The organism is Microbacterium halotolerans (assembly GCF_003569805.1).
GTDB classification, from domain to species: Bacteria; Actinomycetota; Actinomycetes; order Actinomycetales; family Microbacteriaceae; genus Microbacterium; species Microbacterium halotolerans.
Map to the genome: position 1 here is coordinate 1 of NZ_KZ984052.1, position 23,527 is coordinate 23,527.

A 23,527-nucleotide genomic window follows, 5' to 3' on the forward strand; every position below is an offset into this window, starting at 1 on the left:
TCGCGGCGTTGTCGTCGGTCAGGGCACATTCGGTGCCCTTTCCTCCTCCGCCTTGCGATAGGCGCACTCAGGCACGGGCGACCGGGTGGGCACGCCTCTCGCGGCGTCGTCATCGGTCAGGGCGCTCTCGGTGCCCGTCTCTCCTCCGCGTCGCGGTAATCGCTCAGGCGCCGACGACCGGGTGGTGCGCCTCGTGGGGCGTGTCAGTCGTCTCCGCCGGAGGTGGTGGGGGCGTCCTCCGGGATCTTCGTCGCTTCGTCGGCCGTGGTGCACTCGCCGGTGCTGGGGAGCTGCTGTGCCGAGGTGGTGACGGCTTGGAGTGCTTCGTTGCTGGAGATCTTGGTGGTGTCGACGTATATCTCGGCGGCAGGCGAACGGCCGTAGGTCGTCATCAGCAGGTTCGGCTGCTCGGATTCGTCGACGATCCAGTCGACGCCGCCGATCGTCACGCACTGCAGCGTCGACGGAGCCGGCGGCTCCTTGCCGCACGCGAAGATGATCGACGTGCCCGAATCATCGCCCCATGCGGCCGTGGCCTGTGCATCCGTCCATCGCCGTGCCTGGTCGCCGATCGTGTCAGGAAGCCGCACAGAGACCTCAGCGCACAGCGGATCGTTCGCCTGAGGCTGGGGCTCGAGAGCCACGGTGTGTGCGCAACCGGCGAGTGCCGTCGCCGCAGCGACGGCGACGAGAACGGCAGCGAAGGCTCGGTGGATCACCGCTCCAGCGTATGCCGCTGTCGGTCGGAGTTGTCTGAGACAGCGCGCCCGTGCCGATGCACGTCCGGCGCCGCCGCAGAATCCAGAAGAACCCGCAGTTCCGCGGGAGCCGGGGCGAGAACCCTCCGAGCCTCTGCGCTTCATCCGAGGTTCCGCCGGCCCGGCCGGGTGGAGCCGAGTGATGCCAGGCTAGGCTCGTGGAGTGAGCGTGACTGTGGGCGAACTCAGCGAGGGCGAGATCCTGGCGCGGATCGTTCGGCGAACGGGACGGGCGACGTCCGCTGTTGTCGGGCCCGGCGACGACGCAGCGGTGCTGCGGACGTCCGGCGACACTGTGGCGACCACCGACACTCTCGTTCACGGCCCCGACTTCCGCCTTGCGTGGTCGAGCGGGTACGACCTCGGCTGGAAGGCCGCGGCTGTGAACCTCGCCGACATCGCGGCGATGGGCGCCCGTCCGACCGCGCTGCTGGCGGCGCTGGCGATGCCGAACGACACCGTCATCGAGTTCGTCGAGCAGCTCGCGGACGGCTTCCGCGACGCATGCGATGCGCTGGCACCCGGCTGCGCCGTCGTCGGCGGCGATCTGACGGTGTCGAACACACTCACGATCGCGGTGACCGCCATCGGCGATCTCGAAGGTCGCGAGCCCGTGCTCCGCTCCGGCGCGAGGCCGGGAGACATCGTGGCGGTGGCGGGCGAGCTCGGACGCAGTGGGCTGGGGCTCGCCATCCTGTTCGACCGATTCAGAGACAAGGCGGGCGAGCCGATCTCCGTCGATCCGGCTCGGCTCGGCGCCGGTGATCGCGCGCTGCTCGACGCCCAGCTGCGCCCGGCACCGCCGCTCGGCCTCGGGACCGTCGCCGCCCGCTCGGGCGCGACCGCGATGATGGACGTATCGGACGGTCTCGCGCTCGATGCCTCCCGGATGGCACACGCATCCGGCGTCGCGATCTCCTTCGACTCCGCGGTTCTCGGTCCCGACGTGCATGCCGCGATGGCCGGAGGAGAGGATCACGCCCTGCTGGCGACGTTCCCCGACGACGCGCTGCCTCCCGGGTTCCGTGCCATCGGTCGTGTGGTGACGGGCGCGGGTGAGGTGACGCTCGACGGCGCGACGTTCCGCGGTCGCCGTGGCTGGGACCCGTACGCGGACTGGGACGCGCAATCGGGGTAGGCGTCTGATGCGACCCCCCTGTTCTTCCGGCTGCACCAGACGTACGCTCGGAAGAAGGAGGCGCGATCATGGCCACCGTCAGACCCACATCGACACCGATTCACCGCACGAGCAGGAGAACCGGCACCAGCGAGTTCTCGGAGCTGGCGAAGCGGATCCGAGACGGCGGGTTCCTGCGCCGCCGCTACGGCTACTACTGGACCAAGCTGATAGGACTGCCGCTCGCCCTGCTCGTCGGGATCGCGGGCTTCGTCTGGATCGGCGACACCTGGTGGCAGCTGTTCACCGCCGCGGTCCTCGCCGTGATCTTCACGCAGATCGCGTTCCTCGGCCATGATGCGGCACACAGGCAGATCTTCGTCTCCGGCAAGTGGAACGACTGGATCAGCCTGATCCTCGGCGACCTGCTGGTCGGCATGAGCTACGGCTGGTGGCAGCACAAGCACACCAGGCACCATGCGAACCCGAATAGGATCGGCTCCGACCCGGACATCGAACTGCCGGTCATCGCCGTCACCGACGAGGAGGCGACAGCGACACGGGGTCCGGTTCGTCGATGGCTGCGAGCGCATCAGGGGCTGTTCTTCTTCCCTATCCTGCTGTTCGAAGGGGTCTCGCTGCACGCATCCGGTGTGCGCCGAATCGCGACGCGCACTCATCTCGATCGCCGTTGGGTGGAGATCGCGTTTCTGAGCGTGCGACTGATCGGATTCGCGACCCTCGTGTTCTTCGTGCTCTCTCCGGGGATCGCGTTCACGTTCCTGGCCGTCCAGCTCGGTGTCTTCGGCTTCTACATGGGCGTGGCATTCGCACCGAACCACAAGGGAATGCCGGTCGTGCCGCGCGATGCGTCGGTGGACTTCCTCACCCGTCAGGCGATGATGAGCCGCAACATCCGCGGCAGCCGACTGCTCGACACCGCAATGGGCGGATTGAACTACCAGATCGAGCACCACCTGTTCCCCTCGATGCCGCGCCCGCACCTGCGCAAGGCAGCGCCGGTGATCGCGGCGTACTGTCGCGAGCACCGTGTGCCGTACGTGCAGACGGGCCTGCTCTCGTCGTACGCGATCGTGGTCAAGTACATCAACCGGGTCGGTCTCAGCGAGCGCGATGTGTTCACCTGTCCTCTTGTGGAGCAGCGCAGCCATCTCGTCGGCACCTGACCACAGCACTGCTGCCGAGATGCGCACATGTCGTCGAGATGCGCAAAAAGTGTGCGCATCTCGGGCAAAGTGTGCGCATCTCGACGGCGGCGCTACTGCGGAAGCTCGCCCCAATACAGCGACGTGTCGCCGAATGACTTCTCGCGCAGCGCGCTCAGACCGGCAGACTCCCAGTCAGGGGGCCCGGATCGCGTGGCGCGCTCGACGATGACCAGCGCATCGTCTACGAGGAGCGGTGCGACCAGCCTCAGATCTTCGGCGAGAGCGGTATCGGCGAGGTCGTAGGGCGGGTCGAGGAACACGAGGTCGAAACGTGAGGTGCACCGGCGCAGAAAGGCATGCGTCGCTGACGGGTGCACGAGAGCTGTGCGCCCCGTGGCTTTGGCGACGCGCTCCGCGTTGCGGCGCGCCACGGCCGCGGCCTTGGGCGCGCGCTCCACGAGATCGGCGCTTGCGACCCCGCGGCTGAGCGCCTCCAGACCGAGGGCGCCGGAGCCGGTGTACAGATCCAGCACTGCGGTGCCGTCGAGCATGCCGGTCGGCTCAAGCGCACCGAACAGCGACTCGCGCACGCGATCGCTCGTCGGCCGCGTCCCGGCATCCGGCACGTCGAGCCGGATGCCGCCGGCGAGTCCCGCGATGATCCTCGTCACGTCGTACAGTCTTCCATCCCGCCCTCGTGCTTCATGCGCGTCCGCGGCTGATCCGGTGCTGGAGCTTCGCTCTGCGACCGTGAATCGCTCGTCCTGAGAACGCAGGCGCTCTCCGTCCTCGCTCGATCCGGTGCTCGAGCTCGGCACTGCGCCCAGAGTGCGTGTCGAGGCGATGTCCGTGCCGGGAAATAGACTCGGTGCATGCCGTACACGCTGGACACTCCGCTGGCGGAGGCGCTGCCGGAGAAACGGGCGGCGTCTCTGAAGCGCGCGTTCGACATGCTCACGGTCGGCGACCTCATCACCCACTACCCGCGGCGCTACCAGATGCGAGGCGAGCTCACCCCGATCACGGGTCTGGTAGAGGGGGAGACGGTCACGATCGTCGCCGAGGTGCGCGCGGCGTCGGTTCGTCCGATGCGCAATCGTCGCGGCAGCATCCTCGAGGTGTCGATCAGCGACGGCCGCGGCGAGGCGAAGCTCACGTTCTTCAACCAGGCGTGGCGACAGCGGGACCTCACCCCGGGTCGCCGCGGCATGTTCTCCGGAAAAGTCGGGTACTTCCAGCGTGCGATGCAGCTCTCGCACCCCGAGTACGAGCTGTTCGACGACGAAGACTCCGGCTCCGATGCCGAGCAGTGGGCGCGCACGCCGATGGCGATCTACCCGGCGACGTCGAAGGAACCGTCGTGGGACATCGCACGCGCGATCGGCCCCGTGCTCGACGGGCTCGGAGACGTCGCCGACCCGTTCTCCGACGAACTGCGCGAACGCGAGAAGCTGCTGCCGTACCGGACAGCCCTCGACCTGATCCACCGCCCCAGCGCCATCGAGGAGGCAGACCAGGCAAAGCACACGCTCCGGATGCACGAGGCGCTGGTGCTGCAGATCGCGCTCGCGCAGCAGAGGCAGTCCGTACACGAGATGGACGGCACATCCCGGCCGGCGGTGCCGGGAGGGCTCCTCGAACGCTTCGACCAGACGCTGCCGTTCGAACGAACTGCCGACCAGCTGACGGTCGGCGACGAGATCGCGGCAGAGCTCGTCGAGGAGCACCCAATGAACCGACTCGTGCAGGGCGAAGTCGGCTCGGGGAAGACGCTGGTGGCTCTGCGCGCCATGCTGCAGGTCGCCGAATCGGGAGGGCAGGCCGCGCTGATCGCCCCCACTGAGGTCCTCGCCGCCCAGCACCTGCGCTCGATAACGAGGATGCTCGGGCCGGAGCTTCAGACGGAGCTGATGCCGACGCTGCTCACCGGGCAGATGGGCGCGGCCGAGCGTCGCAGGGCGGCGCTGCGCGTCGCGAGCGGTCAGGCACGCGTCGTGGTGGGCACGCACGCACTGCTGAGCGACAAGACGACGTTCGCCGATCTCGGCCTCGTCGTGGTCGACGAACAGCATCGCTTCGGCGTGGAGCAGCGGGAGGCGCTGCGTGCGAAGGGGCGCACACCGCACATGCTGGTGCTCACCGCGACGCCCATTCCGCGCACGGTCGCGATGACAGTCTTCGGCGACCTCGACGTGTCGACGATCCGCACGATGCCTGCGGGTCGGGCGGGCATCCAGACGTTCGCCGCGCCGGTCGCCGAACACCCGGGCTGGTGGCCGCGCGTGTGGGAGCGGGCTGCAGAAGAAGTGCGCAAGGGTCACCAGGTGTTCGCGGTGTGCTCGGCGATCGACGTCGACGACAGCGGGAAGGCCGTCGAAGAGGATCCGGATGGCTTCGCCGATGACGCCCCGGAGCCGGAGGAGGGCGAGCGAAAGGGGCCGAAATGGGGCGTCGTGCAGCTGGCGCAGACGATCGCGACCCATCCGGACATCCGGGGGCTGCGCATCGCGATCCTGCACGGCAAGATGTCGTCGGAGGAGAAGGACGCCACCATGCAGGCGTTCTCCCGCGGTGACATCGACATCCTCGTCGCCACGACGGTCATCGAAGTGGGCGTCGACGTACCGAACGCCTCGACGATGATCATCGTGGAGGCTGACCGCTTCGGAGTGTCGCAGCTGCACCAGCTGCGCGGTCGGGTCGGGCGCGGTGCAGTGCCTGGCCTGTGTCTGCTCGTCACCGAGGCGGAGGAGAACACTGATGCGAGAAGGCGCGTCGAGGCGGTCGCGGGAACACTCGACGGATTCGAGCTGGCCGAGAAAGACGTCGAACTGCGCGGCGAGGGCGATGTGCTCGGATCGAACCAGTCCGGTGTGCGCAGCTCGTTGAAACTGCTCCGCGTCGTCAAAGACGTGCGTCTCATCATGAGAGCGCGTCAGCTTGCGGAGGCGATCATCGCAGACGACCCGGTGCTGCAGCGGCACTCCGGGCTTGCCGACGCGCTGCGCCGTCGTGTCACGGACCGCGAGCGCGCCGCGTTGGCGAAGTCGTGACCGCCTGCTGCGCGGAGAGCACTCTGGTCGGCACGTCAGGCCACCCTTCGCGGTCGCACCACCGGTGTCGACTCCGAGCGATCATCGGATTCGGCCCGGAATCACCGCGCGACATGGGGCACGGTTGCCATAGGGTGAATGTATGAGCAGCCGCGTAGCCGTCGTTCCCGGCTCCTTCGACCCGCCGACGCTGGGCCACCTCGACGTGATCCGTCGCGCAGCAGGGCTCTTCGATGAGCTGCATGTGCTGGTGGTCCATAACCCGGACAAGGAGGCCATGCTTCCGATCGCGCAGCGCCTCGAGCTGCTGCAGGAGTCCCTCCGGGAGGAAGGCGTCGAGGGAAATGTCATCGTCGGTTCCTGGAGCGTCGGTCTGCTCGTCGACTACGCCCAGGAGGTCGGCGCTGGCGTGCTCGTGAAGGGCATCAGAGCGCAGGGCGACGTGACGTACGAGACGCCGATGGCGGTCGTCAACAACCACCTCTCGGGCATCGAGACGGTGTTCCTGTTGGCCGATCCCGCCAACTCGGTGGTGTCGAGTTCGCTCGTGCGTCAGGTCGCCGGTCTCGGCGGCGACGTGACGCCCTACGTGCCCGGTCCTGTGGCCAGGTACCTTGCCGAAGCGGGACCCAGCGACTTCTGAACGCAAGAACGGCGTGCGCGTCAACTGCCTGTTCAGCGGGGCACGCGTAGAATCGAGAGTGTGAAACCCAGTCTCTCCGGGCCGTTCGTGCTGCCCGTCCGTGACATCGTCCGCAAGCCGGGCGAGATGCGCGAGCACACCCTGTCGATCCCGGCACCCGATCGCTGGGGCGAGGGCATCGTGTCCGTTTCGAAGGGCCGCGAGCTCGAGCTCGAGGTCCGTCTCGAGTCGGTGCATGAGGGCATTCTCGTCTCGGGAACCGTCGACACCGTGTTCGAGGGGGAGTGCGGAAGATGTCTGCGCGACATCTCCGAGCCCCTCGAAGTCGAGTTCCAGGAGCTTTTCGAGTACTCTGGGGAGGAAGCGGCTGATTTCGAAGTTCAAGACGACCACGTGGATCTTGAAACTCTGATCAGGGACGCCACCGTCCTGTCGCTTCCCTTTCAACCGGTGTGTCAGCCGGATTGTCCTGGCCTCGATGTGGTCACGGGCGAGCCGCTGGCGGAGAACGCCGGGGAGAAGCCCGATCCCATCGATCCTCGTTGGGCAGGGCTCCAGGAGTTCGCCGAGCAGTTCGGGTCAGCACCGGCAGGTGCCGACCCCCGGAAAGAAGAGAGTTAGTCATGGCAGGTAACCCCCCGAAGCGCCGCGTATCCCGTTCGAACACGCGCTCGCGTCGTGCGCAGTGGAAGGCCGAGGCGCCCGCACTGGTCAAGACCGTCGAGAACGGCAAGACCGTGTACAGCCGTCCGCACCAGGCCAAGGTCGTCACCGACTCGCAGGGCACTGAGCTGTTCCTCGAGTACAAGGGCCGCAAGGTCGCCGACGCCTGATCGCCTGTGGCGACGAACGTCGTTTTCGAGACCGACGACATCCGGTCTCTCACCGAGAAGCTCGGCGTCGACATCGACGCCGAGCTTCTCGGTTTGGCACTGACGCATCGCTCGTACGCGTATGAGCACGGCGGCATCCCACACAACGAGCGGCTGGAGTTTCTGGGCGACTCGATTCTGGGCCAGGCCGTCACAGTGATGCTCTACACGACGCTGCCGGATGTCGATGAGGGCGCGCTCGCCAAGCGGCGTGCCAGCGTGGTGTCGACTGTTGCACTCGCAGAGGTCGCGCGCACCATCGGTCTCGGAGCGTACCTGAAGCTCGGGCGCGGTGAGGAGAACACCGGGGGGCGCGACAAGGATTCGCTGCTCGCCGATGCGACAGAGGCGATCATCGGCGCCGCCTACCTCTCGGCCGGCGCCGAGGCGACCACGGCTTTCGTGCTGCGATTGGTCGAGCCGCTGCTGGCGGATCCGGATCGCTACGGGGCCGCGATGGATCCGAAGACCAGCCTGCAGGAACTCGCCTCGCGAATGGGGGCGGAGCCGCCGGAGTACGAGATCGCATCCAGCGGGCCCGACCATCAGCGACGCTTCACAGCGACGGTGACCGTGGCGGACGTCTCGGGGCAGGGCGAGGGCACGAGCAAGAAGAACGCTGAGATGGCGGCCGCGCTCACGCTGTGGCAGAGGCTCAGCGAGCGCGAGGGCGGCGCGGTCACGCGCAGCAAGAAGTAGAGTGGGCGCTCCGACGCCGCTTATGGCTCCGAGTCGTCTCGGGAGGGCGCGACGTTCCCAGATGGATGAGCGTGCCTGAGCTGCCGGAGGTCGAGGTCGTTCGCCACGGCCTGCAGCCCGCGATCGTGGGCGCCCGGATCGAGAGCGTCGAGGTCTTCGACTCCCGTGCGCTCACGCGTCATACCGGGTCGGCGGCCGACTTCGAGGCCCGACTCGTCGGCCGCGGCATGCGTGCTGCGGTGAGGCGGGGCAAGTTCCTGTGGCTGTCGCTCGATGCTCCGGACGGGGCGGTTCCTGCTGGGGGCGCTGCACCCGCGCATGAGGCGATCATGGTGCATCTCGGCATGAGCGGCCAGATGCTGCTGCGTGAGCCCGGTGCACCCGCCGAGCGCCACGAGCGGGTGCGATTCGCCATCCGGAATCCGGAGCACGGCGAGCTGGCGATCGTGTTCGCCGATCAGCGCACATTCGGCTCTCTCGCGGTCGACCCGCTGGTTCCCACGTCGGACAACGCGGCGGGTGGTTTCGGAGACGAGGCACCACTCGTACCGGCGCAGGCGGCGCACATCGGCCGCGACCCGCTTGACACGGCATTCGATGAGCTGGCGTTCCGTTCGAGGCTGGCGCGTTCGTCATCCGGGATCAAACGCGTGATGCTCGACCAGACGGTCGCCAGCGGCATCGGCAACATCTACGCCGACGAGGCGCTCTGGGCGGCGCGTGTGCATCCGGAGACGGCGGCGCGCGATCTCTCCATCCGTGCGGCGAACCGTCTGCTCGCGGAGGTGCGCGCCGTGCTGCAGAAAGCACTCGCGGAGGGCGGCACGAGCTTCGACGCGCAGTATGTGAATGTGAACGGGCAGGCGGGCTACTTCGCGCACTCGCTCAACGCGTACGGGCGTGGGGGAGCGCCGTGCCCGCGCTGCGGCGGCCCGATCCGGCGCGAGGCGTTCGCGAACCGCTCGAGCCACTTCTGTCCGAGGTGCCAGCGGAGGCGCTAGGCAATGCCTGGTGCTTGACGTCGCGCCTCGGTCACGCTTCTGCTCCCGAAGCCTTGAGTACGCTCTTCAGACGAGGCTGGATCGATTCGGCCATCATCGTGATCTCCTGCGTGCGGACGCCGTTCTTCAGCGCAGCGTCGCGCCAGCCGATCAGCGCTGCGGTGACGTTGCGCATCCTCTCCCGGGCCTGCGTTGCGTCGAGGCTGCACTCCTCCGCGAGGGCCAGCAGAGCCTCGGCCTCGTCGGGTTGCGTGTCTGCTCCCATGACCGATGTCGACCTCGCCCGCCACAGATCCGGGCTCGGGTTCACGTCGAAGGTGGGGCTGAGGGTCCAGAAGCCACGGTCGGCGAGGAAGCCGTGGTTGCGCAGATGGTCGTCGGTGTTGCCCAATGCGACGCTCGCGACCACGCGGTCGAAGAGCTCGTGGTGGTCCGCCCGAGGGGAGAGCGAGAGGTCGCGGATCGCCTCGGCGATGTCGGCGTAGTCGCGGTGCTCGCCGTCGGCCCCGCCCAGCGCCGTCATGGCGCTGATGTACCCGATCCTCTGCCCCAGCTCGGTGCGGTCGAACCGGCGCAGGATCAGCACGCTGCGCCCGCCGACGCGGGTGAGCCTTCTGCGGGGCGTCCTGATCCCGGCGGCCTCCATCAGGTCGAGCGCCGTGGCCTCCCAGGCCATGACGTCCCACTGGTCGCTGCCGTGCGGGAACTTCGCGATCGCCAGCGATCCGTCTTCGAGGCGCACCGACGCCTTGGGGCGCGCACCGCCCAGTCCCGTCGTGCCTGTGTCCAGGAGCTGCTTGATCGCCAGGGCGGGATCGTCGTCGGAGGCGACCTCATCGGCCGCGCGCAGCAGCTCGGGCAGCGACACCAGCTGAGGGACGCTCGACGGCTTCCCCAGGAAGGCATCCTCCCCGGGGAGCCTGAAGCGCAGTGCTCCCTGGCGGGTGTCGTCGCTGACCCCGAGCAGGAAGTCGAGGTCGTCCAGCCGGCGCGGTGCCCGGCCCGCCTCGCGGGCGCGTCCGCGCTCGGCCTTCTCGATGAGGTTCCGGCCCCAGCGGTCCGGGGCGCTGTCGGCGAACGCGCGCACGAGCCCTGCCTGATGCTGGGATCCGGACACGAGCGGCAGAGCGGGGTCGATGCTCATGCCGCCGTCGGCGAGATAGCCGGCGTCGTACAGGAACGTCGTGGAGATCTGGCCCCGAGCCCGGGTGAAGTGCGCCCGGCCGACCAGCCTGGCATCGTCGCCCTCGAAGACCTCGACGGTGTTCATCGGGCCCTCTTCTTCGCGAGGCTCCCGGCCCGCAGCCGTCCGATGTCGCTGCTGAGCGGATCGATCGCGTCGACGGCCTGGTCGAGCGCGCCGAGAGCGCGCAGGACCTGCATGACGCTGCCGAAGCGCACGCCAGGATCTCCTGTCTCGATCTTGCGCAGGGTGTCGCGCGTGATGTCGGCGCGCTCTGCGACCTGCTGTGCGGTCAGGCCCAGCACCATGCGCCAGCCGTGCACGTGCTCGCCGAACGTGCTGAGTTGACCGTCGATCTTGTACCCGGCCATCGCGACTCCTTTCACATATGACGACGATACACAACTTTACGCATTTATACGGCGAGTAACATCGTCATTTGAACTGCCATTCAATCGCGAGGCGAGTGGCGAATCGACTGGCGGTACGTGAATGGAGTTCGTACGGCGAGGCGGGTTGCTTCGCGCACTCGCTCAATAATGCCTACGGCCGCGACGGGGCGCCGTGCCCGCGGTGCGGGACGATGCAGAGGCGGCGGAGGCTCTTGGCATCGGAAAGATGCGGGCGGACAGCACCCGATGGAGCCGCCGGGTGCCACGGGTGCTCCGCGTAGGTGAGTTCCCTAAAGGCTGAACGCCACCGCGACGGCGATCACGACGAACACGACCAGTGCGCCGCCACCGCAGCCGATGGCCGCGATCGCGCCGTAGCCGAGACGTGAGACCCGTGCGCCCGAGGCTCGCATCGCTGAGAGGAACTCGCCGCCGCCTCGCGCGCTGAAGGCGTTCGCGGCGGCGACCTGGTTCACACCGCGCCCGACGTCGCTGGCAACGCCGTAGCCGGGGTGGTGATGGGTGATGCCGCCGACGATGCCCATGCTCGTGAAACCGAGGGCGCGGCCCACCGCAGCCGGGTCGGCGAGGATCGGGTAGCTTCGACCACCGACGGCCAGCGTGATGCGCTGCGCGGCGGACTTCACCGTGACCTCTTGTGCAGGCACGCTGAAATGCTGCGTCCAGCCGCCCGCTGCCGATGCGACCCAGAGTGTCACGATCCCTGCGCTCACGACCGCCTGCACGGGATACCAGGCCCCCGTCGTGGTGTCGCCCCAGGCCCCGGAGAACACTGCGTGCGGGTGCTGAAGCGGCATGGTCACCGTACGAGTCTATGACTTCGGCGGATCGGCGATCCGGCCGGAAGCCCGTGCCGTGTCGCCTCAGGCCCGCGGCGCTGCAGCCACCTCCGTATCACCTGCTGAGTGAAGCAGCCAGCTCCAGCGCATCGTTCGCGAGCTGTGCCGACGTGTCGGGGTCGCGCATCCACAGCGGCACGGCGCGAGTCGTGATCCCGGATGCCGTGAGCGGTTGAACAGCGTCGGCGTCGGCGTCGTCGACGAGCCAGCCGTCGAGCAGCGCACCCCGCGAGCGCACGCCGTAGTGCTCGGCGACGGCACGCGCTGAGGTCTCGATGCCCTCGATCGCGAGGCAGGTGTCGGCCATGCCGCGCACCACGGCGCCGCCGATGATGCCCGATACGCCCACGATGGGAGCGGCGGCATCGCCGAGGGCCTCGCGCATGCCTGGCACGGCGAGCACGGGATCGACGGAGACGATCGGGTTCGACGGCGCGATGAGGACGACGTCGGCCAGAGCTATGGAACCGAGCGCGCCCTCCGACGGTGCGGCGCTGTCGATGCCGTGCTGGGAGAAGCCGGTGGCGTCGCCGCCGGCGCGGAGGCGCACCCACCATTCCTGGAAGTGGATGTCGCTGCCGTCGGCGAGGCGCACGTGCGTGTCGATCTCGTCGTCGGTGGCCGGATGCAGTGTGACGCCGAGCTCCCAGCGCGAACCGAGCCGACGGTACACCTCGGACACGGATGCGCCCTCACGCAGCCACGCTGTGCGGGCGATGTGCGTGCCGAGGTCGAGGTCACCCAGCGTGAACCAGTCCGGAGCCGTGCCCCATGCGGCGAGCTCTGCCGCAACACGCTCGGTCTCGCCGGCCCTGCCCCAGCCCCGAGAGGTGTCGTTCACACCGGCGAGCGCATACAGCAGGCTGTCGTGATCGGGCGCGATCCGCAGGCCTGAGACCCACCAGTCGTCCGCCGTGTTGACGACCACGTCGATCCGGTGCTCCTCGTCGGAGCGCGCAGCCCATTCCCGCACCCCCGCGACGAACCGCGCACACCCGACACCGCCACCGACGACAACAATCCTCATCCCTTCACGCTATCCCGCGAAAGCCTGCGCATCTCGCGAGTGCCTATGGAACTTCGAAGATCCGCTTGCACTCAGCTGCCTAAGACACGGTCACGCAACCGAGCTGGCTGCGTGCAGGGTCGGTTCAGCGCGAGCCGACTGGAAGGCCGACCGCGGAGGACGGTTCAGTGTCGTCACCGGAGTGTGGGGTGTAACCGCGTCGTTTCGCTCGCCACCAGATGAGCACGGTGGCTGCGCCCATCGCGACCATCGGCAGGAGCAGCAGCGGCCCAGACGTGGCGGTCAACTCGTCCAACTCGCCGCTGAAGAGGATCGGCAGCGTGAGCGTTACGTTTCCGGTGGCGTGGGCCAGAACGCTCGCCTCCAGGCCGCCTGTCAGATGAGTCAGAAGCGAGAAGCACACGGCCACGAAGAGGTAGTAGGTCAGCGCCCACCCTGTGCTGGGGGCATGAAAGACGGTGAATCCAACGGAGGTGACGGCGATCGCGACGATGACGGCGACACCCTGACGTGAGAACAGGGCACCCACTGCCCGCATCAAGAGCCCGCGGAAAAGATACTCCTCACCAGCGGCCTGGAGGGGAATGGTAACGAGAGCGACCGCTGCGAGAACGAAGCTCGAAGGTGAGAAGACCGGAGACCCCACGGGAGAGAGACTCAGGGAGATCCCACTGAAGATGAGCCAAAGCGGGACGAAGATGAGCGCTACTTCGGCAAGCCATCGCCAACGGAATCGCCCGACCACTGAGGAGAGTCGACCCGGTCGCACACCGAAGGTCACCCACTGCAGGAGCCCGGCCACCGGAATCATCGATGCGATGAGGAGGTTCCCGCCGACCCACAGGCCGAGGGTGATCCGTGGATTCGCGGCGTCAAACGGCTCTTGCCCCAGCGCGGTGTCCGCGAAGGTCGCGACAGGCCCCATGGCGATGTAGGTGATGAAGGCGAAGACAAGAAAGGCGGCTGCAATGGCGACGAGACTGCGCCAGGGCGTCTTTCCTGTCCGAAGTGCTCGAACGTAGGAAGGATCTTTCTTCCGGGGCGGGAGATGTGAATTTCTTTGCATGGGTTCATTGCAGACCATGACGCCGCGTCATGGTCAAGCCCCGGCATCCGGCTGCCCGCGAGTGCCTAGGAAGCTCGCGAGTGCCTACGGAAAAGCGTAGGCACTCGCGAAGAACGCAGGCGCTCGCGGGCATCAGCGGCCCGCGGGCTGCAGGAACACGCCGTGGACCAGCGCGCCCCGTGCGAGGGATTCGTCGGCGGCGTGCCTGGCGTAGAGCGGGGCGCGGGGGTCGTCAGCGAGCACCGAGATGTGCGGTGTGTGTGCGGCATCCGGTCGCGTGCTCCAGATGAGCATGGCGACGCCGATGCGCATGACGAGCCGGTCCACCAGGGTGGTCCGGGGTACACGATGGATGAGCTCGACGGCGCCGACAGCGGTGCTCGATTGTGCGCTGTCGACTGAGCGGGGGCGGACGGGGGCAGAAACGTTCACGATGAACTCCAGGATGGAAGAGATGAGAAAGGGGGAGAGGAGTGGCGGGGCGCGACGCGGTGATGGCGCGCAGATCCGGGGCGCACGGGCGTTCGCCCAGGGGGCTGAACCGGACGGCGGCCGCGCGTGGCACGAGGTGCAGAGCGGCGGGCCGGATGCGGTCAGCGGCGAAAAGGGCGAAGCCCGAGCGGCGCTGGCACGAAGCTCAGCGAGAGCTCAGAAGATGACCCGGTAGAAGGGTCGGAAACGAGACTCTGACTAGCCCAGACGTCGTGAAGAGGTGCCAAAGGCCTGACGTCGGGCGAGACGCGCCGCGGGCAGAGCTGGGGCGGAAACCATGGCTGGATTATTCATCATGGTGTTCTCCTCTCAATACTCTGCGGGCGTGATGCCTGGAACAGACCTGACAGATGGAACACTATGGGGGTTCCTGGTGTGTCGTCAAGCGACGCGCTGGAGGACATCGGAACGCTGGGCGGCGCAATGCTGCGACGATGCTCGCGCTGGAACGGGCCGAGTCGAACTGCCGCGCCACTGCGGGGCTCTCCTCGCGCGAGCAATAGGCTGGAGCGAGATTTCGCGCGCGACCTGCGACGAAGGAGAGGAGGCCGGATGCACCTGAAGTCAGTCACGATCAAGGGATTCAAGTCATTCGCGCAGCCGACCACCTTCGTGCTGGAGCCCGGTGTCACCGCGATCGTCGGGCCGAACGGGTCGGGCAAGTCGAACGTCGTCGATGCGCTCTCGTGGGTGATGGGCGAGCAGGGCGTCAAGAGCCTGCGCGGCGGCAAGATGGAGGACGTCATCTTCGCCGGCACGGCAACGCGCGGTCCGCTCGGCCGCGCGGAAGTGCAGCTGACGATCGACAACTCCGACGGGGCGCTGCCGATCGAGTACAGCGAGGTGACGATCAGCCGCACACTGTTCCGCAGCGGACAGAGCGAGTACTCGATCAACGGCGAGACCTGTCGACTGCTCGATGTGCAGGAGCTGCTCAGCGATTCGGGCCTCGGCCGCGAGATGCACGTGATCGTCGGACAGGGGCGCCTCGACACCGTGCTGCAGGCGACACCGGAGGATCGTCGCGGCTTCATCGAAGAGGCGGCCGGCATCCTCAAGCACCGTCGCCGCAAGGAGAAGACGCTCCGCAAGCTCACGGCGATGGAACAGAATCTCACTCGCCTCAGCGACCTGGCAGGCGAGATCCGGCGCCAGCTGAAGCCCCTCGGCAAGCAGGCGGAGATCGCGCGGGAGGCGCAGACGATCGCTGCCGTGGTGCGTGACGCGAAGGCGCGTCTGTTCGCTGACGAGGTGGTGCAGCTGCGCAAGGCCCTGGCCGACCACGCTCGCAACGAGCACGAGCGTCACACCGAACGCCTCGTGCTGCAGGAGCGCGCAGACGACGTGAAGGCACGCGTCGCGGCGCTGGAGGCGAAGCAGAACTCCGCGGAGGTCGACGAGGCGCGCAGCGTGGCGTTCGAGCTCGAGCAGGTGCAGGAGCGACTGCGAGGGCTGTTCACTCTCGCGAACCAGCGTCTCGCACTGCTCGGCACCGAGGAGGAGGATGCGCCGTCGTCCGTCACGGTCACGCAGGCTGCGGTCGACGAGGCCAAGGCCGAGATCACCGAGATCGGCGACGGACTGGGCGACGCGCAGGACGCGGTCGAACTGGCGGGCCGCGGCGTCGCAGCGGCGAAAGCGGATCTGGACGCCCTCGATGTCGAGATCGCCGCGCAGAGCGCGCTCGTCTCGGAGCACGACATGCGCATCACGACGCTGCGCGGCCAGGGGGAGGCCGCCGAGTCGGCGCTCGAGGCGGTGCGGCAGGCCGTGGTGCGCCAGCAGACACAGCTCGACTCGGCCAGGCAGCGCCGTGAGGAGGCGACCGAGGCGTACGAGGCGCTCGACGACGCCGAGGTCTCAGAGGGAACCGCCGCCCAACTGCAGGCGGCCTATGAGGAGGCTCAGCAGCAGGCGAGCGAGGCGGAGAGCGACGTCGAACAGCTGCGCGAACAGCACCGTTCCGCCGAGCGGGAGACCGATGCGCTCACCGCGAAGGCCGCGGCGCTCGGCAGCGCGCTCGACGTGCGCAATGGTGCAGCCGACATCATCGCGGCAGGCGGCCACGGCATCGTAGGGCTCGTCGGCGACTCCGTTCAGGTCGACAGCGGGTTCGAAGCGGCGATCGCGGCCGCGCTCGGGCCCCTCGCCGAGGGCGTGCTGGTGCGTACGCGTGCCGATGCCCGCGCTGTCGCATCCGGTGCGGACGCTGTCGTCGACATCGTGATCGCCGACGGTCGCCCTGCCGTCGTGCCGATGCCCGACGAGCTCACGCCTGCGCTCGCTGTCGTCGAGGCGCCGGACGGCGTGCGCGCGATCCTGGCGCACGTGGCTATCGCCGACGACCTCGAAGCCGCGCTCGCCGCGGCGCCCGCTCTTCCCGACCGCGGACGGATCATCGTGGTCACGCGCGCGGGCGAGGTCGTCACCGAGCACACACTGCGCGCCGGGTCGGGCGAGGGGCTGTCCCGCCTCGAGCTGCAGGCAGAGCGCGACGATGCGCTGGCGACGCTGGAACGGATGAGGGCGGAGGTCGACGACCTCGCCGTGCGGCGCAAGGAGGCCTCGGAACGGCTGCAGACTGCGCGGGCGCGTTCGAAGGAGACCCTGACCGAGCTGCGTCAGCACGATGCCCAGCTCGCCCAGCATGCGGAGCACCTCAATCGCGTCACCGTTCGCTACGAGTCGGCGGTCGCCGAGTGCGAGCGCCTCGAGGCGGGGCTCTCACAGTCGCAGACAGCGGTGGCGGATGCCGAAGCCAAGGTCGGGGAACAGGCAGCGGCACTCGAAACGGCGCTCGCGGAACCGCGGCCCATTCTCGACGCGTCGGCCAGGGACGGCCTCGTGGCGGCGCTCGATGCGGCGCGCGAGGAGGAGATGGCGCGACGGCTCGAGGTCGAGACCCTGCGCGAGCGGGTGCGGGCGGCGGAGAACAGGGCGGCCAGCCTCGAGAAGCAGCGTGAGCGCGAGAAGGTCGCGGCCGAGCAGGCCGCACGCCGTGCGGTGATCCGCCGTCGTCAGCGCGAGGTGGCGCACGGCGTGGCCGGCGATCTTCCCGTGGTGATGGAGTCGGTGGACGGCTCGGTGTCGGAGGCTCGCCTCGCGCTCGTCGAGGCGGAGAAGCGACGCAGCGAGCAGAACGAGGAACTCAGAGACCTGCGCCGTCAGGAGACGCAGCTGCGCGAGCGCCTGGCAGGTCTCACCGAGAGCGTGCACGGGCTGGAACTGCAGATCCACGAGAAGAAGCTGCACGTGTCGAGCCTGCTCGAACGGGTCGACAGCGAACTCGCCCTCGGCGAAGCCGTTCTCGTCGCGGAGTACGGCCCCGAGCAGCCCGTGCCGAAGGACATCGCCGACATCGCCCCGGCACGCGCGCCGCAGGAGGTCCTTCGTGACGCGGACGAGCACACCGCTCTCGCCGACGAGGACGAACAGAGCGAGCACAGCGCGGCCGAGGCAGTCGAAGCGGAAGCACGCGCGAGCGCAGTGACCGTTCGGGCCGATACGGACAACGCTGATGATCCGGTGCTTTCCGATGCGCCGGTCGCGGACGACGCATCCGGAGCGGTGCCTGTCGACCCGGACGAAGAGATCGAGACGATCCCGTACGACCGGCGCATGCAGGAGCGCCGGCTCCGCGATGCCCAGCGCAAACTCGCCCAGCTCGGCAAAGTCAACCCGTTGGCGCTGGAGGAGTTCGCGGCGCTCGAGCAGCGGCACGCGTTCCTGAAGGAGCAGCTCGACGACCTGGCGCAGACCCGCAAGGATCTGCTCACGATCATCGACGACCTCGACGAGCGCATGCAGACCATCTTCGCCGCGGCGTTCGAAGACACGAAGGCGGCTTTCGGCGAGGTGTTTCCGATCCTCTTCCCCGGTGGCACCGGCAGCATCTCGCTGACGAACCCGGATGACATGCTCACGACCGGCATCGAGGTCGCGGTGCGGCCGGCGGGCAAGAAGATCGAACGGCTGTCGCTGCTGTCGGGCGGCGAGCGCTCACTCGCGGCGGTGGCTCTGCTGACCGCGATCTTCAAAGCGAGGCCGAGCCCGTTCTACATCCTCGACGAGGTCGAGGCAGCGCTCGACGACGCCAACCTGGGTCGGCTCCTCGGCGTGTTCGAGACGCTGCGCGAGAGCAGTCAGCTCATCATCATCACGCACCAGAAGCGCACGATGGAGATCGCCGACGCGCTCTACGGCGTCTCGATGCGGCAGGACGGAGTCTCGGCAGTGGTCGGTCAGCGCATCAGCGAGCGCGCCACCGCATGAGCGCTGCAGACGAGTTCGCGCGGATCGCACCGACGCTGCGTCGACGCCCGGATGTCGAGGCGCACGATCTGGTGGCGGCCGACGCGAGCGATCGGCTGATCCTGGCGTCGGCTGGTCTCGATCATCTGGAATCGGCTCACGAGATGCGCACTTCTGGTACGAAAGGGCGACCAGATCGGCGCATCTCGGCGAAAAGCGCGCAGTTCGCGGGCGTGGTCGTGGTGGGGGACCGGTACGGGGCACTGGCACTGCCGCTGGCTGCGGCGGGATTCCGCGTGCGGGTGCATCAGGACGCGCTGTCGGGAGAGCGAGCGGCGCGGCTGAACGCCGTGGAGATCGGGCTTGCGGGGCCGCCGGGAGATCAGGATGAGCGCGGCTTCTCGAAGGCAGCAGACGCCGATCGGATCGATGTGCCGGGAGTGAGCTGGCACGCGCTCGATGCCGACCTGCTCACCGGTGCGACGCTCGTGCTGGTGCAGCTGCCGCGCTCGTTGGACGCGCTCGATGAGATGGCAGGCCTCATCGCCCGCCACGCCGATCCTGCGGTGCGCGTCGTCGCGGGCGGGCGCGTGAAGCATATGTCGCCCGCGATGAACGAGGTGCTCGCGCGGCACTTCGAGACGGTTGCCGCTGACAGAGGCGTCGGCAAGTCGAGGGTGCTGCGCGCCTCGGTTCCGCGCGCCCGCCTGCAGGGCAGGACCGAGCGACCAGCGGCCGTCGACGAGAGCGGAACGGAGCCCAGCGCCTCTGACTGGCCGCGCGCTGAGCGCGACGACGCAACGGGGCTGACGATCTGCGCGCACGGCGCCGCCTTCGCCGGCACGGGCGTCGACATCGGCACGCGTCTGCTGCTGAGCGTGCTCGACCGGGCGCCTGCTGCGTCGCGGGTGATCGACCTCGGCTGCGGCACCGGTGTCATCGCGGTGTCGTACGCGCTGGCGCACCCCGATGCTCGCGTCATCGCGACCGATCAGTCGGCAGCGGCGGTCGCATCTGCGAGGGCGACAGTCGCAGCCAACTGGATCGCCTCCGAAGAGAGCGCCGCTGTCGATCCGGAGGTGACCGCAGCGACCGGGGACGCGGCCGATGCTGGCGACACCGACTCTCGGCACGACCGTGGTCCGTCCTTTCGTGTCGGCACGACATCCGGTGTCACGGTCATCCGGGACGACGCGCTGGGTGCGCAGCCTGACGCGTCGGCCGACCTGGTCCTGCTGAACCCGCCGTTCCACTCGGGTGCCGCTGTGACGACCGAGGTCGCGCCCCGTCTGTTCGCCCACGCCGCCCGCGTGCTGAGGCCGGGCGGCGAACTGTGGTGCGTGTGGAACTCGCATCTGCGCTATCGGCCGCAGCTCGAGAAGCTCGTCGGGACGACTCGCCAGGTTGCACGCAACTCGAAGTTCACCGTGACCGCCTCGACGCGGTAGCGACTCGGTTTCCGCGACCGGGCGGACGGCCGCGGGCGGGGACGCTCATGAGCGTGACACGCGCGAGATCGCGCACAACGCGAAGTCCACGGTGACGGACTCCCTGCGACAGCTGTCCTGCAGCGGCGGGGAGCTCCGGTCGCCTGCCCGCAGTCTCGGGATTCGCCGTGAAGCAGGCCTGGGCCGATGCGCGGTCGCGCCTGCGCGGAATAGGCTCGCATCATCACCGGAAGGAGCACGTCATGATCCAGCAGGTCGCGATCGTCTGGAACCCGAGCAAGACAACGCGGGACGAGCTCGACGAAGCGCTCGCCGCGGCGCTCTCCTCGTCGAAGAACGAGATTTCGACGGAGTGGATCGAGACCAGCAAGGACGACCCCGGCCGCGGCGCAGCTGAGCAGGCGCTCGCCGCCGGCGCGGAGCTCGTGATCGCGGCCGGCGGGGACGGCACGGTGCGGGCGGTCGCCGAGGTTCTCGCCGAGCAGGGCGGTGCCGAGCTGGGGATCGCGCCGCTCGGTACGGGCAATCTGCTCGCCCGCAACCTCGATGTGCCGATCGACGACCTGGCGGCCGCGATGACCCGCGCCATCACGCGCGAAGCGTCCGTCGTCGACGTCGGCTGGCTCGCGCTCGACGGCGGCGCCGAGAAGCAGGCGTTCGCAGTGATGGCGGGCTTCGGCATCGACGCGCACATGATCACCGAGACCGACGACGAACTCAAGGACAGGGTGGGCTGGCTCGCCTACGTCGAGTCGCTCGGGCGCGCGGTCTCCTCGAGCGAAGTGATCGATGTCACGATCTCGGAGGACGGCGAGGAGCCGGCGAGAACGCAGGCGCATACCCTGATGATCGGCAACTGCGGCACGGTGCAGGGCGGTATCACCCTGCTGCCCGACGCCGACCCGTCCGATGGGGAGCTCGACCTGCTGCTGATCGATGCCGAGGGCGTCGGAGGCTGGCTCGACACCATGCGCAACATGCTGTGGGACAACGGCCTCAAGAAGCTGATCTCCGGAGCATCCGACGACGCGGAGAGCAGCGAGTCGATCGGGCACCGCAGCGCCAGGCGGATCCGGATCGAGCTGGCCGAGCCCCGTGAGATCGAGCTCGACGGCGACGTGATCGGCAAGGCGCGGGTTCTCGATGTCGAGGTGCAGCCCAGCGCGCTGCGCGTGCGCTGAACTCCGCGAGTGCCTACGAATCACGCGGATGCCTGCGCAGTTTCGCAGGCGCTCGTATGGAACGCAGGCGCTCGCGGTCGGCGGCGGCCGATAGGCTGGGGGTATGGCGGAAAAGTGGTCTCTCGGGCGCGCGCTGCGCGGCATGTTCACCCGGCCGCAGATCGACGACACGACGTGGGATGACCTCGAGACAGCGCTGATCACCGCCGATTTCGGCCCGGATGTCACCGAGGCGACCGTCGACGACCTGCGCGAGAAGGTCGCCCGGTTCGGCACGACGGACCCTGCCGACCTCAAGCGCATGCTGCGCGAGTCGCTCGAGGAGCGCTTCGCCGCGTTCGACACGACCCTGAAGCTCACCGAACGGCCGGCCGTTGTGCTGGTCGTCGGCGTCAACGGCGTCGGCAAGACCACCACGATCGGCAAGTTCGCGAACTTCCTCGGCCGCTACGGGCGTTCGATCGTGGTCGGCGCCGCCGACACATTCCGTGCCGCGGCTGTGGAGCAGCTCGCCACCTGGGCGGAGCGCGGGGGAGCGGCGATCGTCCGGCCGGAGAAGGAGGGACAGGACCCTGCGTCCGTCGCCTTCCAGACGATCGACTATGCCAAGCGCAACGGAACCGAGATCGTGCTCGTCGATACAGCCGGCCGCCTGCACACCAAAGCGGGTCTGATGGACGAGCTCACCAAGGTGCGCCGCGTCATCGAGAAGCAGGCACCGATCAGCGAGGTGCTGCTCGTGCTCGACGCGACGACCGGACAGAACGGCGTGATGCAGGCAGAGGCGTTCCTCGAGCACGCGGGTGTGACAGGGCTGGTGATCACCAAGCTCGACGGCTCCGCCAAGGGCGGTTTCGTCCTCGCGGTGCAGGAGCGCACGGGCCTTCCCGTCAAGCTCCTCGGGCAGGGCGAGAGCATCGGCGACCTCACCGGTTTCACCCCCCACGTATTCGTCGAGCAGCTCGTTGACTGAGCCAGCGGCGAATTCACCGGAATCGATCCGGTAAACCTACTGACATCCGGCAACCTGAGGTGGTTTGATAGCGCCATGGCACTCGAACACGACTTCTTCGGACTTCTGGAGTCCGGGCCGGACGGCTCGGTCTTCTGGTCCGAGACGGTGGATCTGGGCGATCAGAGCGTCGCCGTCGATCTGACTGCGCCCGACCAGGAGGACGTCTCGCAGGACGCTCTCGACGCGGCTGCGGCGATCGTGGCGAGCATCGAGGAGATCGACCGCCGCGCACGGATCGCCATGCTCGGAGAGGTCGACAACCGCGCCAGCGAGGTCACCGAGTACATCCTGATGCAGCAGGACCAGCTCGGCGACGAGCTCGAGGACCTCCTCGTCGACGTGTCTGGCGATGTGGCGGTCGACATCATCCGATCGATGCAGCTCACGAGCGTGACGATCCTGGCTGACGAGCACGGCGGAGCCGACCCGTTCGCGGTGTTCGAGTACGCCCTCGACCCCGACTCCACCGACGACGTGCTGCTGGTGAATCTGCTCGGCGACGGCGAGATCCAGTCGGTCACGAGCGCTGACTGACGGCTGTCACTGCGCGGGCGGCTCATACGACAGGATGTCGCCCGGTGCGCACTCGAGCACGCGGCAGATGGCATCGAGCGTGGTGAAGCGCACGGCTTTGGCCCGCCCGCTCTTGAGCACCGACACGTTCGCGGGCGTGATGCCGATCGCCTCCGCGAGCTGAGCGACGGTCATCTTCTTCTTGGCGAGTTCGACGTCGAGGTTGATCACGATCGGCATCACACCACCTCCGACATCTCATCGTTGAGCCGCGTCGCGGTGGCGAGCAGCTCGCGCATCACCACGATTACGAGAGCGGCTGCGATCCCGCCGATGAAGCCTCCGATGAGAACAAAGCCGACCACCCCTGGAAGCATCTGCGCAGCGCTGAGCACAGCGAAGCACGGGATGGTGAGAGCGGCGAACACCAGTGCGCACCAGACCATGACGGTTACGAGCCGCAGCGAGCGGCGGTCGAAGATGCGCCGGCGGGCGACCGTTGACAGCAGCACCCACACGATGACGAGGAAGACCTGCACGCACGCTGCTTCGACGATGAGCCAGACCATGCCGAAGGCCGCGACCACGGAGACGAGCGGGTCGCCGGCGAACTCGCAGCACACCGCCTCGCGCGCGATGAGGGGAGCGAACAGAGCTTGTATCACGAGCAGTGCGAGCAGCATCACGGCGAGCAGTGCCTGAGCGGTTCGGATGATCCAGGGGCGCATTTCGTTTCCTATCGATTAACGATGTCTATACATCGAAAAACGATATACGTCCCTGTGAT

Annotated in this window: 23 protein-coding genes; 13 read left to right on the forward strand and 10 right to left on the reverse strand. The window is 68.2% G+C overall.

What is annotated here, in order from left to right; genetic code table 11:
* Positions 1 to 203 precede the first annotated feature (203 nt).
* Complete coding sequence (locus DZG09_RS09285) at positions 204 to 719, reverse strand: DUF3515 family protein (RefSeq protein ID WP_240423905.1); 516 nt, start codon at positions 717 to 719, stop codon at positions 204 to 206.
* 202 nt (positions 720 to 921) lie between these two features.
* Between DZG09_RS09285 and thiL the strand changes: the two genes are divergently transcribed.
* Both thiL and DZG09_RS09295 read left to right on the forward strand, forming a co-directional pair.
* Positions 922 to 1,896 (forward strand): thiamine-phosphate kinase, encoded by a 975-nt coding sequence (gene thiL / locus DZG09_RS09290; protein WP_119697487.1) that lies wholly within the window; start codon positions 922 to 924, stop codon positions 1,894 to 1,896.
* A 68-nt stretch (positions 1,897 to 1,964) separates the two neighbouring features.
* Complete coding sequence (locus DZG09_RS09295; RefSeq protein ID WP_119697488.1) at positions 1,965 to 3,062, forward strand: fatty acid desaturase family protein; 1,098 nt, start codon at positions 1,965 to 1,967, stop codon at positions 3,060 to 3,062.
* A gap of 92 nt (positions 3,063 to 3,154) precedes the next feature.
* Here DZG09_RS09295 and rsmD read toward each other — a convergent pair whose 3' ends face one another.
* Positions 3,155 to 3,715 carry a 16S rRNA (guanine(966)-N(2))-methyltransferase RsmD gene (gene rsmD, locus DZG09_RS09300; protein WP_119697949.1) on the reverse strand — a complete coding sequence of 187 codons (561 nt, stop codon included), beginning with the start codon at positions 3,713 to 3,715 and terminating at the stop codon, positions 3,155 to 3,157.
* Positions 3,716 to 3,916: 201 nt separating this feature from the next.
* Between rsmD and DZG09_RS09305 the strand changes: the two genes are divergently transcribed.
* From DZG09_RS09305 to mutM, 6 genes are all read left to right on the forward strand, one after another.
* Positions 3,917 to 6,097 carry an ATP-dependent DNA helicase RecG gene (locus tag DZG09_RS09305; RefSeq protein ID WP_119697489.1) on the forward strand — a complete coding sequence of 727 codons (2,181 nt, stop codon included), beginning with the start codon at positions 3,917 to 3,919 and terminating at the stop codon, positions 6,095 to 6,097.
* Between the two features lie 142 nt (positions 6,098 to 6,239).
* Positions 6,240 to 6,740, forward strand: coding sequence for a pantetheine-phosphate adenylyltransferase (coaD, locus tag DZG09_RS09310; RefSeq protein WP_119697490.1), 501 nt, complete (start codon positions 6,240 to 6,242; stop codon positions 6,738 to 6,740).
* Between the two features lie 126 nt (positions 6,741 to 6,866).
* Positions 6,867 to 7,361: a YceD family protein gene (locus DZG09_RS09315; RefSeq protein ID WP_119697950.1), complete on the forward strand. Its 495-nt coding sequence runs from the start codon at positions 6,867 to 6,869 to the stop codon at positions 7,359 to 7,361.
* A gap of 2 nt (positions 7,362 to 7,363) precedes the next feature.
* Positions 7,364 to 7,573 carry a 50S ribosomal protein L32 gene (gene rpmF, locus DZG09_RS09320; protein WP_119697491.1) on the forward strand — a complete coding sequence of 70 codons (210 nt, stop codon included), beginning with the start codon at positions 7,364 to 7,366 and terminating at the stop codon, positions 7,571 to 7,573.
* A 6-nt stretch (positions 7,574 to 7,579) separates the two neighbouring features.
* Positions 7,580 to 8,311, forward strand: a complete 732-nt coding sequence (rnc, locus tag DZG09_RS09325) for a ribonuclease III (protein WP_240423906.1) — start codon at positions 7,580 to 7,582, stop codon at positions 8,309 to 8,311.
* Between the two features lie 71 nt (positions 8,312 to 8,382).
* Positions 8,383 to 9,312 carry a bifunctional DNA-formamidopyrimidine glycosylase/DNA-(apurinic or apyrimidinic site) lyase gene (gene mutM / locus DZG09_RS09330; RefSeq protein WP_119697952.1) on the forward strand — a complete coding sequence of 310 codons (930 nt, stop codon included), beginning with the start codon at positions 8,383 to 8,385 and terminating at the stop codon, positions 9,310 to 9,312.
* Between the two features lie 31 nt (positions 9,313 to 9,343).
* Here mutM and DZG09_RS09335 read toward each other — a convergent pair whose 3' ends face one another.
* The 6 genes from DZG09_RS09335 to DZG09_RS09365 all read right to left on the reverse strand — a co-directional run bounded on the left by DZG09_RS09335 (position 9,344) and on the right by DZG09_RS09365 (position 14,272).
* The gene (locus tag DZG09_RS09335; RefSeq protein WP_119697492.1) at positions 9,344 to 10,582 is read right to left on the reverse strand and encodes a type II toxin-antitoxin system HipA family toxin; all 1,239 of its coding nucleotides are present in this window, start codon (positions 10,580 to 10,582) and stop codon (positions 9,344 to 9,346) included.
* The gene (locus DZG09_RS09340) at positions 10,579 to 10,866 is read right to left on the reverse strand and encodes a helix-turn-helix domain-containing protein (RefSeq protein WP_119697493.1); all 288 of its coding nucleotides are present in this window, start codon (positions 10,864 to 10,866) and stop codon (positions 10,579 to 10,581) included. The genes DZG09_RS09335 and DZG09_RS09340 overlap by 4 nt, the downstream gene beginning before the upstream one ends.
* A gap of 311 nt (positions 10,867 to 11,177) precedes the next feature.
* A complete protein-coding gene (locus DZG09_RS09350; protein ID WP_162893249.1) occupies positions 11,178 to 11,711 on the reverse strand; it encodes a hypothetical protein in 534 nt (177 codons plus the stop codon).
* Positions 11,712 to 11,802: 91 nt separating this feature from the next.
* Entirely contained in the window at positions 11,803 to 12,774 is a 972-nt protein-coding gene (cofD, locus tag DZG09_RS09355) for a 2-phospho-L-lactate transferase (protein WP_119697495.1), read from the reverse strand.
* Between the two features lie 124 nt (positions 12,775 to 12,898).
* Positions 12,899 to 13,840 carry a CPBP family intramembrane glutamic endopeptidase gene (locus DZG09_RS09360; RefSeq protein ID WP_162893250.1) on the reverse strand — a complete coding sequence of 314 codons (942 nt, stop codon included), beginning with the start codon at positions 13,838 to 13,840 and terminating at the stop codon, positions 12,899 to 12,901.
* A gap of 132 nt (positions 13,841 to 13,972) precedes the next feature.
* Positions 13,973 to 14,272: a hypothetical protein gene (locus DZG09_RS09365; RefSeq protein ID WP_162893251.1), complete on the reverse strand. Its 300-nt coding sequence runs from the start codon at positions 14,270 to 14,272 to the stop codon at positions 13,973 to 13,975.
* A 612-nt stretch (positions 14,273 to 14,884) separates the two neighbouring features.
* Between DZG09_RS09365 and smc the strand changes: the two genes are divergently transcribed.
* From smc to DZG09_RS09395, 5 genes are all read left to right on the forward strand, one after another.
* Positions 14,885 to 18,604: a chromosome segregation protein SMC gene (smc, locus tag DZG09_RS09375; protein ID WP_119697499.1), complete on the forward strand. Its 3,720-nt coding sequence runs from the start codon at positions 14,885 to 14,887 to the stop codon at positions 18,602 to 18,604.
* On the forward strand, positions 18,601 to 20,031 hold the full coding sequence (locus tag DZG09_RS09380; RefSeq protein WP_119697500.1) for a class I SAM-dependent methyltransferase: 1,431 nt from the start codon (positions 18,601 to 18,603) through the stop codon (positions 20,029 to 20,031). Before smc ends, DZG09_RS09380 begins: the two co-directional genes overlap by 4 nt.
* Positions 20,032 to 20,273: 242 nt before the next feature.
* Positions 20,274 to 21,212, forward strand: coding sequence for a diacylglycerol/lipid kinase family protein (locus tag DZG09_RS09385; RefSeq protein ID WP_119697501.1), 939 nt, complete (start codon positions 20,274 to 20,276; stop codon positions 21,210 to 21,212).
* 103 nt (positions 21,213 to 21,315) lie between these two features.
* Positions 21,316 to 22,185 (forward strand): signal recognition particle-docking protein FtsY, encoded by an 870-nt coding sequence (ftsY, locus tag DZG09_RS09390; RefSeq protein ID WP_119697502.1) that lies wholly within the window; start codon positions 21,316 to 21,318, stop codon positions 22,183 to 22,185.
* A gap of 75 nt (positions 22,186 to 22,260) precedes the next feature.
* A complete protein-coding gene (locus DZG09_RS09395; protein ID WP_119697503.1) occupies positions 22,261 to 22,761 on the forward strand; it encodes a DUF2004 domain-containing protein in 501 nt (166 codons plus the stop codon).
* Between the two features lie 6 nt (positions 22,762 to 22,767).
* Here the strand turns inward: DZG09_RS09395 and DZG09_RS09400 are convergent, their stop codons facing one another.
* Positions 22,768 to 22,980, reverse strand: a complete 213-nt coding sequence (locus tag DZG09_RS09400; protein WP_119697504.1) for a helix-turn-helix domain-containing protein — start codon at positions 22,978 to 22,980, stop codon at positions 22,768 to 22,770.
* A complete protein-coding gene (locus DZG09_RS09405) occupies positions 22,980 to 23,468 on the reverse strand; it encodes a DUF2975 domain-containing protein (RefSeq protein WP_119697505.1) in 489 nt (162 codons plus the stop codon). The genes DZG09_RS09400 and DZG09_RS09405 overlap by 1 nt, the downstream gene beginning before the upstream one ends.
* Between the last annotated feature and the right edge of the window lie 59 nt (positions 23,469 to 23,527).